Origin of the sequence: Chitinophaga sp. (genome assembly GCF_035761305.1) — a bacterium.
Lineage (GTDB): Bacteria > Bacteroidota > Bacteroidia > Chitinophagales > Chitinophagaceae > Chitinophaga.
Genome location: NZ_DASTRI010000166.1, coordinates 1 through 12,717 on the forward strand (window position 1 = coordinate 1; position 12,717 = coordinate 12,717).

The 12,717-nt window shown below is 49.4% G+C and carries 11 protein-coding genes and 1 pseudogene; 3 read left to right on the forward strand and 9 right to left on the reverse strand.

The features are described from left to right. Positions 1 to 471: porin family protein (locus VFS25_RS14280; protein WP_326462833.1), on the reverse strand; the 471-nt coding region annotated here is incomplete at its 3' end. 380 nt (positions 472 to 851) lie between these two features. Beyond that, positions 852 to 2,216, reverse strand: coding sequence for an OmpA family protein (locus VFS25_RS14285; RefSeq protein ID WP_326462834.1), 1,365 nt, complete (start codon positions 2,214 to 2,216; stop codon positions 852 to 854). A 196-nt stretch (positions 2,217 to 2,412) separates the two neighbouring features. On the opposite strand from VFS25_RS14285, the gene dnaK reads away from it, so the two are divergent. Together dnaK and VFS25_RS14295 are read left to right on the forward strand one after the other, a co-directional pair. After that, positions 2,413 to 4,320 carry a molecular chaperone DnaK gene (gene dnaK, locus VFS25_RS14290; protein ID WP_326462835.1) on the forward strand — a complete coding sequence of 636 codons (1,908 nt, stop codon included), beginning with the start codon at positions 2,413 to 2,415 and terminating at the stop codon, positions 4,318 to 4,320. Between the two features lie 348 nt (positions 4,321 to 4,668). Further along, positions 4,669 to 5,691, forward strand: coding sequence for a dipeptide epimerase (locus tag VFS25_RS14295; RefSeq protein ID WP_326462836.1), 1,023 nt, complete (start codon positions 4,669 to 4,671; stop codon positions 5,689 to 5,691). Here the strand turns inward: VFS25_RS14295 and VFS25_RS14300 are convergent. After that, entirely contained in the window at positions 5,681 to 5,950 is a 270-nt protein-coding gene (locus VFS25_RS14300; RefSeq protein WP_326462837.1) for a hypothetical protein, read from the reverse strand. The two genes, VFS25_RS14295 and VFS25_RS14300, sit on opposite strands and share 11 nt — an antisense overlap. Before the next feature lie 127 nt (positions 5,951 to 6,077). Between VFS25_RS14300 and VFS25_RS14305 the strand changes: the two genes are divergently transcribed. Next, positions 6,078 to 7,340: a PmoA family protein gene (locus VFS25_RS14305; protein ID WP_326462838.1), complete on the forward strand. Its 1,263-nt coding sequence runs from the start codon at positions 6,078 to 6,080 to the stop codon at positions 7,338 to 7,340. A gap of 158 nt (positions 7,341 to 7,498) precedes the next feature. Here the strand turns inward: VFS25_RS14305 and VFS25_RS14310 are convergent, their stop codons facing one another. The 6 genes and pseudogenes from VFS25_RS14310 to VFS25_RS14335 all read right to left on the reverse strand — a co-directional run. Then, positions 7,499 to 7,768, reverse strand: a complete 270-nt coding sequence (locus VFS25_RS14310) for a hypothetical protein (RefSeq protein ID WP_326462839.1) — start codon at positions 7,766 to 7,768, stop codon at positions 7,499 to 7,501. Positions 7,769 to 7,837: 69 nt separating this feature from the next. After that, positions 7,838 to 8,326: pseudogene (locus VFS25_RS14315) on the reverse strand (redoxin domain-containing protein); the annotation flags it as partial. 326 nt (positions 8,327 to 8,652) lie between these two features. After that, the gene (locus tag VFS25_RS14320; RefSeq protein WP_326462841.1) at positions 8,653 to 10,023 is read right to left on the reverse strand and encodes a hypothetical protein; all 1,371 of its coding nucleotides are present in this window, start codon (positions 10,021 to 10,023) and stop codon (positions 8,653 to 8,655) included. A 13-nt stretch (positions 10,024 to 10,036) separates the two neighbouring features. Next, the gene (locus VFS25_RS14325; protein WP_326462842.1) at positions 10,037 to 10,597 is read right to left on the reverse strand and encodes a hypothetical protein; all 561 of its coding nucleotides are present in this window, start codon (positions 10,595 to 10,597) and stop codon (positions 10,037 to 10,039) included. Continuing rightward, complete coding sequence (locus tag VFS25_RS14330; protein WP_326462843.1) at positions 10,597 to 12,450, reverse strand: type VI secretion system tip protein VgrG; 1,854 nt, start codon at positions 12,448 to 12,450, stop codon at positions 10,597 to 10,599. The genes VFS25_RS14325 and VFS25_RS14330 overlap by 1 nt, the downstream gene beginning before the upstream one ends. 81 nt (positions 12,451 to 12,531) lie before the next feature. Further along, positions 12,532 to 12,717 (reverse strand): hypothetical protein (locus VFS25_RS14335; protein WP_326462844.1); only part of this gene is annotated, 186 nt, incomplete at its 5' end.

Here is a 12,717-nt window from a genome sequence, read left to right on the forward strand (position 1 = left end):
ACGGCCATACAGGCCGATACGATAGGGCAGCTTTACGCCCAAACCAAAGCCAATGGCTACGTCCGCACTGTTATAGGAGTCTTTTACATCCACTGTTACATTGCCGCCTTTATCCTTGGCGCTTACCAGTAATCCCAGCTGCGGACCCGCCTCCAGGTAAAACTGCGGTATCAGGTAGTACTGGAACATTACCGGGATGTTAATGTAGTTCAGCGCCAGGGTACGGTCTGCCGTGAGTACAGGGTGCTTTGCTCCCTGGCCGGAAAACAACAGCTCGGGCTGCAGGGCCCAGTTATGAAAGCGCAGGTTTACAAAACCGCCAACATGGCCGGACACGCGTGCGCTGGAGCCGTCAATATCTGTCAATTGTGCAATGTTTAAGCCGCCTTTAGCGCCAATGTGGATGCTTTGCGCATGTACAGAAAAAATGGCGGAAACCGCCAGCAGTGTTAATAGGATATGTTTTTTCATAATATAAAGATAAGCTGAGCCTGTGGGGCAAAATATATGCCGGTTTATAAGTAGGGCAGGAGGGAAACAGTTTCCCGCCACAGAATGTTGCAGGTATTTCAACCTGTAAAAATAGCCGGGGCGTTCTGTCAGCACGGCCCCGGCTATTGAATTGGATTATTTTCCGGCGTAACGGCGGCGGGTTTGCGGCGCAATCCCGTGCCCTGCCTGTATGTTACTGCTGCGCAACTGCGGGTAAAAGCGTTCGCAACCGGTAGTAAAAGCGTTCGCACTTCCCGGTAAAAGCGTACTATACCCGTAGTAAAAGCGCACTCGTGGTTTTCACCTGCACACTGCTATCCATCTGTTACGCTTTACCCGCCTTGCCGCTTCCGCTGCAATTAATACAGCGTAAACTCAACACGCCGGTTCTTTTGCCGGCCGGCCGCGGTTTTATTACTTGCAATGGGCTGGCTTTCGCCGTAGCCGGTAGCTTCAATTCTCGACGGGTTGGCGCCCCTGTCTACCAGGTATTGTTTTACAGACTCTGCGCGGTCTTTTGAAAGGCGCATATTATTGGCTTCCGTGCCTACATTATCGGTATGCCCGGCCAGCTTCAGGCTGAAGCCTTTAGCCTTCAGCAGCTCTGCCACGCGGTTAAGGGAGGCGTAGGAGCTGGGCTTAATGCTGGATTTACCGGTTTCAAATTCCAGGTTCTGTATGGCTTCGCGTACTATCCGGCGGTCCTCCTCCGTAACCTGTTTCACCACAGTAACCTTGGGCGTGGTATCTCTCGGCAGGTCGCAGCCGCTGCCATCTACCTTGGTACCTTGCGCAGTGCCGGGGCATTTGTCAAAGAAGTCAGACACACCATCGCCGTCACTATCCTTCAGCAGCTTATCCACATCGGCGCTCAGGCGGGTATTGGCGCTGCGGGTATTTTCCAGCTCCTGCTGCAGGGCGGTTTTTTGCGCCAGCAGCTCGTCATACATTACTTTGGCAGGGTTGTTCCAGGCCAGCTGCGGCTTGTGCGTGGGGCCCAGGCTAAATTCCAGGCCGGCGTACCCATAGGAATATTTATCCCGGTTAGGGCCGTAATTATACCCGTCCAGGTTATCCCCGTCCACATAATGCATGGTATAGCCCAGGTCCAGGTTCACTGCGTCAGATAGTTTAAACTTCAGTCCCGCGCCTATGGGAATAATCAGCTCTTTAATGGAGCCATCGGGTTTATAATCCATTTCATTGCCGTTGGCGGGGGTAACTTTAGGGCTGTAACCTGCCAGTCCTGCGCCGGCCGATACATAGATCTGTACAAAATTCTGCTTATACAGCCAGTTAATAGTGGCAACGTTCACCACAGCGCTTAATGCAGCCGACCATTTCAGGCTGGTTTCAAATGACTCATAGGCGCGGTTGGGTGCTTCGCCGTCACCCAGCTCTTTGGAGTTATCGCCCTGCAGCTTGCCGCCGGTATAATCGGCCCGTATGCCCAGTGAGTGCAGTATCTGCCATTTAACATAGGCGCCGTACCCGGCGGAAGCTTTCCATTTTGTAAAATCATTGCTGCCGCCTGTGGGGGCTACAGGGGCCAGCAGGCCGCCATTTACGCCTATTGACCAGGTTTTGAAATCTTTGGTGCCATTAAAAATGCCCGCAGAAGAAGTGGTGGTGGTGCCAGCGGGCGTGTTTGTTTGCGCAGCGCCTGTAAAGGGCACAGCCAGGGCCAGCATACCGGCAGCCCATGCGGTGAGGATTGTTTTCATGAATTGAAAGGTTAGTAGGTTACATAAATATGGTCCAGTCCGTTCGTTAGCGCAGGTTACTGCATTTCATAACAAATAATAGCGGCCGGGGTTCAGTAGACTGACATATTTGCATAAAATTTCGCTTGGCATAATCATTGACAAACCAAAGACAAACACTCAATCAATCTACAACTAAAGGAGAATCTTAAATATTATGGGAAAAATAATAGGTATCGACTTAGGAACTACCAACTCATGCGTTGCCGTAATGGAAGGTAACGAGCCGGTAGTGATAGCCAACGACGAAGGGCGGCGTACCACGCCTTCAGTAGTGGCCTTTTTAAAGAATGGAGAAAGAAAAGTAGGTGACCCGGCTAAACGCCAGGCCATTACCAACCCTGTAAACACGATCATGTCAGTGAAGCGTTTCATGGGTCGTCATTACGACGAAGTAAGCCAGGAAATACCGCACTGGAGCTACAAAGTAGCCAAAGGTGACAATAACACCACACGTATAGATATAGACGGCAGATTATATACTCCGCAGGAAATTTCTGCCATGATCCTGCAGAAGATGAAGAAAACGGCTGAAGATTATTTAGGCCAGGAAGTAAACGAAGCGGTAATTACCGTACCGGCTTACTTTAACGATGCACAGCGCCAGGCTACCAAAGAAGCCGGTGAAATTGCAGGTTTGAACGTTCGCCGTATCATTAACGAGCCTACCGCAGCTGCGCTGGCTTATGGTTTGGATAAAAAGCACCACGACAGCAAGATCGCGGTGTTTGACCTGGGTGGTGGTACATTTGATATTTCCATCCTGGAGCTGGGCGACGGTGTATTTGAAGTAAAATCTACCAATGGTGATACACACCTGGGTGGTGACGACTTCGATAAAGTGATCATGGACTGGCTGGCCGATGAATTTAAGAAAGATGAAGCCGTAGACCTGCACAAAGATCCGATGGCATGGCAGCGTTTGAAAGAAGCCGCTGAAAAGGCAAAGATCGAGCTGTCTTCCTCTTCAGAAACAGAAATCAACCTGCCTTACATCACAGCAGTGGATGGCGTGCCCAAACACCTGGTGAAAAAGCTGAGCCGCGCTAAATTTGAGCAGCTGAGCGACAGGCTGGTGGAACGTACACTGGAACCTTGCCGCAAAGCCCTACAGGACGCCGGCTTAAGCACCAGCGATATTAATGAAGTAATACTGGTAGGTGGTTCAACCCGTATTCCGAAAATACAGGAAGTAGTAGAAAAGTTCTTTGGTAAGAAACCTAACCGCGGTGTGAACCCCGATGAGGTAGTGGCCATTGGTGCTGCTATCCAGGGTGGTGTACTGACCGGTGAGGTAAAAGATGTGCTGCTGCTGGACGTAACCCCGCTGTCACTGGGTATTGAAACCATGGGCGGTGTGTTCACCAAGCTTATAGAATCCAATACCACCATTCCTACCAAGAAGTCTGAAACCTTCTCTACTGCCGCGGATAACCAGCCCAGTGTAGAAATACATGTACTGCAGGGTGAAAGGCCAATGGCTAACCAAAACCGTACCCTGGGCCGCTTTATCTTAGGCGATATTCCGCCGGCGCCGCGCGGCGTACCGCAGATCGAAGTGATCTTTGATATTGACGCCAACGGTATTTTGCATGTAACGGCAAAAGACAAGGGAACCGGCAAGAGCCAGAACATCCGCATAGAAGCTGGTAGCGGCTTAAGCAAGGAGGAAATAGAAAAAATGAAGGCAGAAGCCAAGGCTAATGAAGCAGCTGATAAAGAGCAGCGTGAAAAGATCGAAAAGATCAACCAGGCCGACAGCCTTGTTTTCCAGACGGAAAAACAGCTGAAGGAATATGGCGATAAGCTGCCTGCCGACAAGAAAACAACCATTGAAACTGCTTTGAACAAGCTGAAAGAAGCACAAAAAACCCAGGATGTTGCGCAGATAGACACTGCTGTGGCTGAACTGAATGCCGCCTGGACCGCTGCTTCCGAAGAAATGTACAAAGCCACACAGGGCGCGCAGGCCAACGGCGGCGCCCAGGAACCGCAGCCGCAGGGCAATACCGGTACAGCCGGTGAAGGTGGTGTAACCGATGCGGAATTTGAAGAAGTGAAATAATACGCTGGAAGCGAGAAGCCGAAAGCATAAAGCATAAGACCGGTTGTTGCAAGCGATTGCGGCAGCCGGTTTTTCTTTTTTAGCTATTGGCCATGGTGTTGGTTGCAAACCTGCAGGGGATAACGGCTATATTTTCAGGCCGGCCTGCCCTTATTGTTAGCAGCGGTATGTATATTAAGCCCGTTTTATACACCCGGCTGTCTGCGACCGGCCTTTGGCCTTTAACATTGGCCCCGGAACGGCTTTAAGCATCCACCCTGCATTGCCCTGGTTTCCCTGTTCACCCTTCAACCTTTTGCTTTTTGCCTTTTGCTTTTTCCTTTCTGCTTTTTGCCTAATTTTGGCAGCATGCAATTCAAATTATATCCTTTTGAGCTGAAGTTCCGGCACACTTTTACCATTTCCCGCAAGTCAAAAGACGTACAGCCGTTACTGGTAGTAGAGCTGTTGCAGGATGGTTACAGTGGACTGGGCGAAACCGCGGATAATGCATACTATAACATGACGGTGCCCCGCCTTATGGAAGCCATTAATGCGCACCGCGGAATTATTGAAGCTTACCAGCTCGATACGCCGGAAGCTTTCTGGAAAATGCTGTACCCGCTTTTCAGTGATAATATGTTTGCCCTGTGCGCGCTGGATATGGCCGCACACGACCTGCACGCCAAAAAGCTGGGTAAAAAGCTGTACGAAGTATGGGACCTGGATATTTCCCATAACCCGCTTACCGATTATACCATTGGAATAGATACCGTGGAGAACATGGTGCGCAAGCTGCAGGAGTTTCCCTGGCCTATCTATAAAATAAAGCTGGGCACCCCGGACGATATTGCCATTATCCGGGAGCTGCGCAAACACACCCATGCCATTTTCCGGGTAGATGCCAACTGCGCCTGGAGCGTGGCGGAAACCCTGCGTAACGCTGTTGCCTTTAAAGCGCTGGGGGTTGAGTTTATTGAGCAGCCGATGCCCGCTGCGGACTGGGATGGTATGAAGGAAGTATATGCACAGTCTGCCTTGCCTGTTATTGCAGATGAAAGCTGTATTGTAGAGGAAGATGTAACAAAGTGCCAGGGGCATTTCCACGGCATTAATATAAAGCTCACCAAGTGCGGCGGCATAACGCCTGCCCGCCGTATGATTGCTGAAGCCAAGCGCGCAGGCATGCTGGTAATGACCGGCAGCATGAATGAAAGCAGTGTAGGCACTTCCGCAGTAGCACACCTGTTACCTTACCTGGATTATGTGGATATGGATGGCCCGCTGTTGCTGGCAGGCGATACTGCTGATGGCGTGAAGATAACAGACGGCCGTATTGTTTATGCAAACCGGCCCGGTACCGGCGCTGTGCTGCTGCAACCTACCCGTTAACCTCTGCCAGCTCTTCTGCAAGAAACACTCCATGCTTTATTTGTCCTGCAGCTGTAATTGTTTTGCCCAGTAACGGCTGTAACGGATTAGCACCATTTACCGGTTGCCTGGCCGGCCGTATCAGGAATGTGCCGATGTCAGATACCAGGTAAGTACCCGTAAAAGAGCGTTTGGTATTGGCATAGAAAGTACGTAGCTCAAGCTTGCCTGTTAATTGCAGAGGACCGGTAGGATGTTTTGGTGAAGGTGGTACTTTCATCTGTGGTGTAGATATGGTGATCACTGCTAAGTTACACAATTATACTTGCATAGGCCGCAGGGATTATCTATTTTTAAGAATGTACTACCTGTTATTGAACTACTATTAACCCGCACAAATGCCACGTATGAAAAAACCATCAGCTATTGTTTTACTGCTGCTTATTATATTTTCGCTATCTGCTATGGCCGTTCATGCTCAAACCCTTGCCCGCATTACAGTAGATGCCGGTAAATATAAACGTGATCATACACCTGTATCTGTTGTGCTGGATGCTGTGACCGCTTTGCCCGACAGCGCTTTAACCTTGCTGGAAATAAAAGGCGCACAACGCATACCCGTACCGTTCCAGGTTGAGGCCGGCTACCAGCGCCGCATTTGGTGGATATTATCCGGCACCAGCGCGCCCGGCGCCCAAAGGGTGTTTGAGCTGGTAAAGGGCCAGGGTAATAATGCAGCTTCCAAACCGGCTATACAGGCCATTGACCAGGAGGGAACCCTTCGCCTGCAGGATGGCAGTGAGCCTATCCTGCAATATAACTACGCTATGGTATACCCGCCTGCGGGTGTTGACAGCGCCTACAAACGCAGCGGGTTTATTCATCCGCTGTGGGCGCCCAACGGGGCTGTGCTTACCAATATACATCCTAAGGATCACTGGCACCATGTAGGCATCTGGAACCCCTGGACAGATACAGAGTTTGAAGGTAAGGAAGTGGATTTCTGGAACCTGTATAAAAAACAGGGTACTGTGCGGTTTGCCGGCTTTCTTTCCAAAACACAAGGGCCGGTATGGGGCGGCTTTAAAGCATTGCAGCAGCATGTGGTGCTGCAGGGAACGGGCGCTGAAAAAATAGCTTTGAATGAGGTGTGGGATGTACGCGCCTATCCTGCGCCGGCGGGCGCTGCCCTGCATGTATGGGACCTGACATCGGTGTACAGCTGCGACAGTAAAAGTCCCTTGCTGCTGAAGCAATACCGCTATGGCGGCGGCTTTGGTTTTCGTGCTACCCCCGAATGGACCAACGCCACCAGCCAGGTGCTTACTTCCGAAGGCCACACCCGTAAGGATGCCGACAGCACCCGTGCCCGCTGGGTAAAGATAACCGGCCAAACCAGCAAAGGGCAGGCAGGCATGCTGGTGCTTTCTTATCCCGACAATTACGACTCACCGGAGCCGGTGCGCATATGGACGGAGCATATGGGAGATGGCCAGCTGTTTGTAAACTTCAGTCCTACTAAAATGAAGCCGTGGCTGCTTACTTACGGGAAAGAATATACGTTAAAATACCGGGTTGTAGTATATGATAACGATATTACGGCGGCAGCTGCCAATGCCTTGTGGGATGACCTGGCGCATCCGCCGGTAATAAAAATTGAAAAACGTTAAGGTATTGCCGGGGTTAAATTGTACAAACGTGAAATCCTTTAGGCCAGGTGTAAGCCGCCCTGTAAAATAGCGCTGGCTTTTGTATACAGTATACGTGCGGGTTGGATTTATTGCAGCGTTCGTAATTCGTAATTGTAAATTTGTAATTAACTCCATTGCTATTTCTTAAGCTGCCGGAAATGTTTAATAGCAGCATACGCGCCCCATATACCCATTACGAGGAACACGATAACAAGCCCCCATTTGCCGGCTGCCCGGTAAATAGGCCGTTCCAGCCGGCTTAAACGGATGCCGGCATCGGCGCCGGAGAACTGTATGTAGCGGTAAACAGCAAAGCCAAATCCTATAAGGGCTACTGCAGCAGCGCCCAGCACCTGCCCCCAGGTAGAGTTTCCGGAAGACGGAGGGGTAGAAGAAGGGTTATTCATGCGCTATAGATTGAAGGATAAATATAACCATTCATCTGCTATAGCAGGAAGGGGTGCGGGATAAAATTATCAGGCTGCTTTCCGGTGGCTGGCTTTGTATACGGCCGTCAGCAGGTCACGTACTGCCAGCTGTTTTTCAAAGTAAAGGTCTACTTCATCAAACACTATCTTACCACCGGGGCTCAGTACAAATATGCCGGGAGTGGGCACATCCTCATTCACGCCGGATATACGGTCCCAAATGGGATCTGTTGCAGCATATACGCCAAACTGGCCGGCCATTTTGTGCTGCCGGTCCCACACCACCGGGAAAGGTACCGGCTGTTTGCCTGCCAGCAGGTTGAAGAAAGTGGTGTCTTCATCGCTTATTACGAGCAGATCGCCGCCCATTACCTGGATATCGGCATACAGCTCGCGCAGCTCCTGCAGGCGTGCGGCTGCATAACTGTGCCAGTGAAAGGAGAGGAATGCAACTACCAGCGGACGGGTGCGGTTGTGCAGGTCCTGCGGCAAACCTGCTGCCTGTATTAGCTGCGTTGGCGGCACGTGCAGCTCCGGGGCCGCATTGCCTGTACGCAGCGGTGACAGCCTGTTGCGGCGCGGGGTAGGGGCGTTAAATCTTTCCGGAAGAAATTCCGGCTCAAGATCGGCATATCTGTAGGTAATAGACATAGACTTATATTTTTTTCTGCTGTTGGAGGAGCAAAGATAGGGAATAATACTATTAGTCTACAGGATTGGTAGGAAATTATTTTTTTGGGATTTATGATAACAATTTTCCTGGTTTATTGTAAGCAGGTAGCAGCGGTATTGCTGTTAATTATGGCGGCTGTTGTTGTGTGGAGGAGAGCATAGCGCATTATTACAACTGCTGCCGGGAAATATCAGGCTCCCTCCACATCTATTGCCTGCGGCGGCATCATGAGCGGTGCGCGGGTTTTGCGGATGCGGTCTACCTCTTCTTTCCAGTTGTCGCCAAACAGGCGGCCCATCTTTTCATCAATCTGTTGAATGGTTTCCTGTATCTTTTTATTGTGCGCGTAATCGTAATAATCACGCAGCAGGTAAATATATACGGAGGTAGTGATCTCTTCATCCTGCAAACTTAGCCCGGCCAGGTAGGCTTCTTCCAGCACCGTGTAATAGCGGCCGGCATCTTTCCGGCGGCAGAGTTCAGCAGCCTGGTACCAGCCGTTCATTGCCTGCTGGTTAAAATGATGTTCCTGCGCCAGCCTGGCTTGTTTAATAAACCATTCAATAGCATCGTCGAAGTTCCGGCGTATTTGTGCATAGGCGCCGTGGTAGCCGTAAAACTGTATAAGCAGGGGTAGGCAGGCTGGATCGCCCTGAACGCCCTGTTTGGCAATGCGCATACCGCGCTCCAGCAGTATGGGCAGCTGCGGATCCCGTTTAAAGTAGAACAGCATACCGGCATACATGATATGTGCGGAGGCAAACAGGCCTTTGTTACCGCTGCGTTGGGTATAATCCAATGCTTTTTGTCCCCACTCGTGCAGGCGTTTAATTTCTTTTTTCTGGAGGGCATCGCCCATTTCAAACAGGCAGCGGCGCAGTGCTATTTCAGGATCGTTAGGGTTACCGCTTTTAGCCAGCTTTTGTATGGCATTATGCAGCTCAAGCGGTACATGCATGGAATGTATTTGCCCCGGGAACTGCCGTTCGTGGATAGCCAGCTGCTCATTGCCTGCATGGTCAAATACCAGCAGCTTTACTCCATTGGGAATGCCTTTTTTCAGCATGTTGGTAAGCCACTGTTTCAGGCCGCGCATATGGCTTACCTGCCGTGGCAGCAGGGCCAGCACCAACCGTTTATCGTCATTGGGCAGCGCCTGTTTGAAATCGTCCAGCAGGTGCAGCAGGGCATCGTCCATAGATTGGCCATTTTGCTGTGCCAGCGCTTGCCGGTAAGGCTGCGGGTTCCAGGTAAAGGCCGTGTTCCTTTGCTGCAGCTCTTTCATTAAGGCAGCGCTGTTGTCGTAGGTTTCCAGCCAGTCTTTTATAATGGCAGCGCTGAAAGCATCTTCATCTTCAAAGTTGGTAAGGTGGGTAACAAACACTTCGGGCATTTGTCCGTGCCGGGACGACTCCAGTTTACAAAAACCTTCATATACGCGTGCTTCCTCCGGCTTTATCACCAGCCTTACCACCCGCAGCTGCGGGTTGGGGGCTACGGATTTCAGCCATGCCTGCTGTATTTTATTCAGCTCAAATGCTATGGGATTGTGTTCGTTCATGTTCAATTCTAAATTAATCAATGACTCCTCTCCAGGCGATGCCGCAAAGTTTGTACTCGCCGTTTACTTTACTGAAAACAAGGGCCTGGTTGGTTTCCTTATCACTACCTTCTGCCCACTGCGTATAACACAACCGCAGCTGGGTGCCAGGATCAATAATGGATAGTAATTTTTGTCCGCCGGTTATTTGTTGCTCAAAATCTGCCGGTGCTATTATCCATAAGCTGTCCCATGAAACGTTAAGCGCCTGTACCCCGAGTGCTTTATTTAATATTTCTGGCAGGGCAGCCAGGAACTGCGCTGTGTCGGCTCCTGTGGCAGCGATTGGTATATCTGCATTCAAAAACGGTTTAACACCAGGTAAAGGAAAATGCGTAAGCGCGATCAGTGCATGATCATCTTTCTGCTGCAATGCCTGCTGAAATGCTGTCCAGAAACCGGCAGCAGTAGTATCTGCTGCATCAGTGGCAGTGGTTTGAATAACAGCGGGCGTTTTACCTGTACTGTTATTTGCCGGTGCGGTATTACAGGCCAATAACAATAAAAAGCCGCCTGTGAGAATAATCCGGTTCACTAGCAATTAATATTCACGATTCCTCCATTAATATCTGCTGCTGCGCTGCCGGCCACTTTTATGCTGGTGCTGCTGATGTCCATTTTTGTATTGCCCACTGCGGCGCAGTGTTCGGAAGTCAGCTTCATATTGGCGCTGCAGAACAGCTCATGCAGGGTATCTGCGGCAGATTTTATCGTATCTGCAGAAGAGTCGATCCTGTTGGCGGTGTTGTCAACCGTTATTTTAGCCGGCCCTTCACCTATCACTACCTTTTCAGAACCTTTAATATGCACTTCTTTTGAAAGAAACTCTATCTTATTAGGTGCATCTACTACAATTTTATCTTCTGTTTTTACCGTTACCAGTGTTTGCGACTGTACCGTAATATTGCCGGAACCATCCATCATCATAGTACTGCCGTTTTTATCAGTAACCGTTATACTGCCGGCAGCATCATCCAGCTTGATAATATTGCCGCTTCGGGTTTTAAGCGCTTTTACATCATTGCCTGCATTACCAAAGCTGCTTTTGGCTTTACCATTATAAGTGGTGCCGATTACAAAGGGTAGCTCAGGATTGCCGCCTTCAAAGTCAACAATCACTTCTTCTCCTTTTTCAGGAATAAAGAACATGCCTTTATCGCCGCCGCCTGAAGCAGATATTACGCGTATCCAGGGTGTTTGACCGGTTTGCTGCCAGCGGAAGCGTGCGCGTATGCGGCCCAGCCCTTCGGGATCATTGTTTTCCACCACGGTAGCGGATTGTGCTTCACAATAAGGGTGGTTATCCAGCCGTACCAGCGGCGCGGCTACTTCTTCCGGTATAGCGGTAAAATCATTTTCATAGTTACCGTTGCCGGTACAGTAATGGGTAACGTTTGTTACTACATATTTGCCGCGGTTCTGATCCTGTAAAAAGGCTTCCTTCACTTCTACTGTATTGCCAACCTGTAAACCGGTATTATCACTATATCCCCTTAACTGTACCATTCCGGCTACTTTATTTTTTTTGGATAGCTTGGTGATATATTCAATCTCTTTATCCGATTGCCGTCCTAATGCTTCATTGATCTTGTAAGTGGCTTGTTTTGCAAATAAGGAATCACTGACCTTGGTAAGATGCTGTGTGTACTCATTGCCATTAATACTATGGGCATTGGTAGTGTCTTCAACCAGGCTGTCTTTATAATAATCCAGGCCTACATACCGGCTGTTGGCGGGTATTGTATTCAGCTCAATAGAGTAGGAGGAGAGGTCTACTCCATATTTTAATAAAAGCGAAGAGCTGTTGGAGGGCTGCCCGAATACCAGTTCTGTGCCATTATAATAGAACCACTCACCAAAGCGATTGGCCAGTCGTTGCACGAAACGGTAAGTGTTTTCCTTATACTGTACAATGTAAGGGATAGGGCTGGTGTGCACTGGTTTTACGTTAGCCTTTAAACCGGCGCGGCCATATTGTCCCAGTAAATTATTTACTATGTCGGACAATGACTTTTCTTCATAAGCTTCTATATGAGGCTCATCATCCAGCAGAATGGTAGGGCTGTAACCCCGTATAATGCATTCCGACTGGGCAACACCGCCTCTTTTGCCGGTAGCTATATTGGTAACAACACCTTTGAACAACAGGGGATTGCCACCTTTGCCGGAGAACTCCTGCTCTATACTTATATTGATTGGCTGGCCAATAAGCGCCTGTGTTTTGGCAATGGCATCGCTTTCCATACCAAACAAGCTGGCAGGGTCCACCACCAGTTCAAAATAATGATGGCCATTTACCGTTTGCGTAAGCTGCAGGCGGTGAAAATCCCTGATAGCCATTTCTGCCTGTCCGCTGATAGTGATCTGTGTGCGGGTTTGAAGTGCCATATGCAAGATTTATTGGATCAAAGAATGAGTATTACGAGAGTTAGGATTGTTGTTATATTAGTTTAAATCGGGTTACAGTTTTTAAAAATTGCTTCTTACTTTTTTAAAGATGATCTCTTTTCCGATAGCGCATTTGCTGCTTTCAAATATAGGTTTACTGTCCTCATTCAAAAGCCTTATGGTTGGTTGATCATCTTCTTTGTTAAAAAGAAAACCATAAACAAGACCATTTTTATCGTTAATAGTCCAAACGTTAAACTTGGGTTC

What these genes read in the sequence shown, in the direction of transcription:
- VFS25_RS14305 (WP_326462838.1), top strand. Translation starts at nt 6,078, where the DNA reads ATGAAAAAACCATCAGCTATTGTTTTACTGCTGCTTATTATATTTTCG.
- VFS25_RS14330 (WP_326462843.1), bottom strand. Translation starts at nt 12,450, where the DNA reads ATGGCACTTCAAACCCGCACACAGATCACTATCAGCGGACAGGCAGAA.
- dnaK (WP_326462835.1), top strand. Translation starts at nt 2,413, where the DNA reads ATGGGAAAAATAATAGGTATCGACTTAGGAACTACCAACTCATGCGTT.
- VFS25_RS14300 (WP_326462837.1), bottom strand. Translation starts at nt 5,950, where the DNA reads ATGAAAGTACCACCTTCACCAAAACATCCTACCGGTCCTCTGCAATTA.
- VFS25_RS14295 (WP_326462836.1), top strand. Translation starts at nt 4,669, where the DNA reads ATGCAATTCAAATTATATCCTTTTGAGCTGAAGTTCCGGCACACTTTT.
- VFS25_RS14320 (WP_326462841.1), bottom strand. Translation starts at nt 10,023, where the DNA reads ATGAACGAACACAATCCCATAGCATTTGAGCTGAATAAAATACAGCAG.
- VFS25_RS14285 (WP_326462834.1), bottom strand. Translation starts at nt 2,216, where the DNA reads ATGAAAACAATCCTCACCGCATGGGCTGCCGGTATGCTGGCCCTGGCT.
- VFS25_RS14310 (WP_326462839.1), bottom strand. Translation starts at nt 7,768, where the DNA reads ATGAATAACCCTTCTTCTACCCCTCCGTCTTCCGGAAACTCTACCTGG.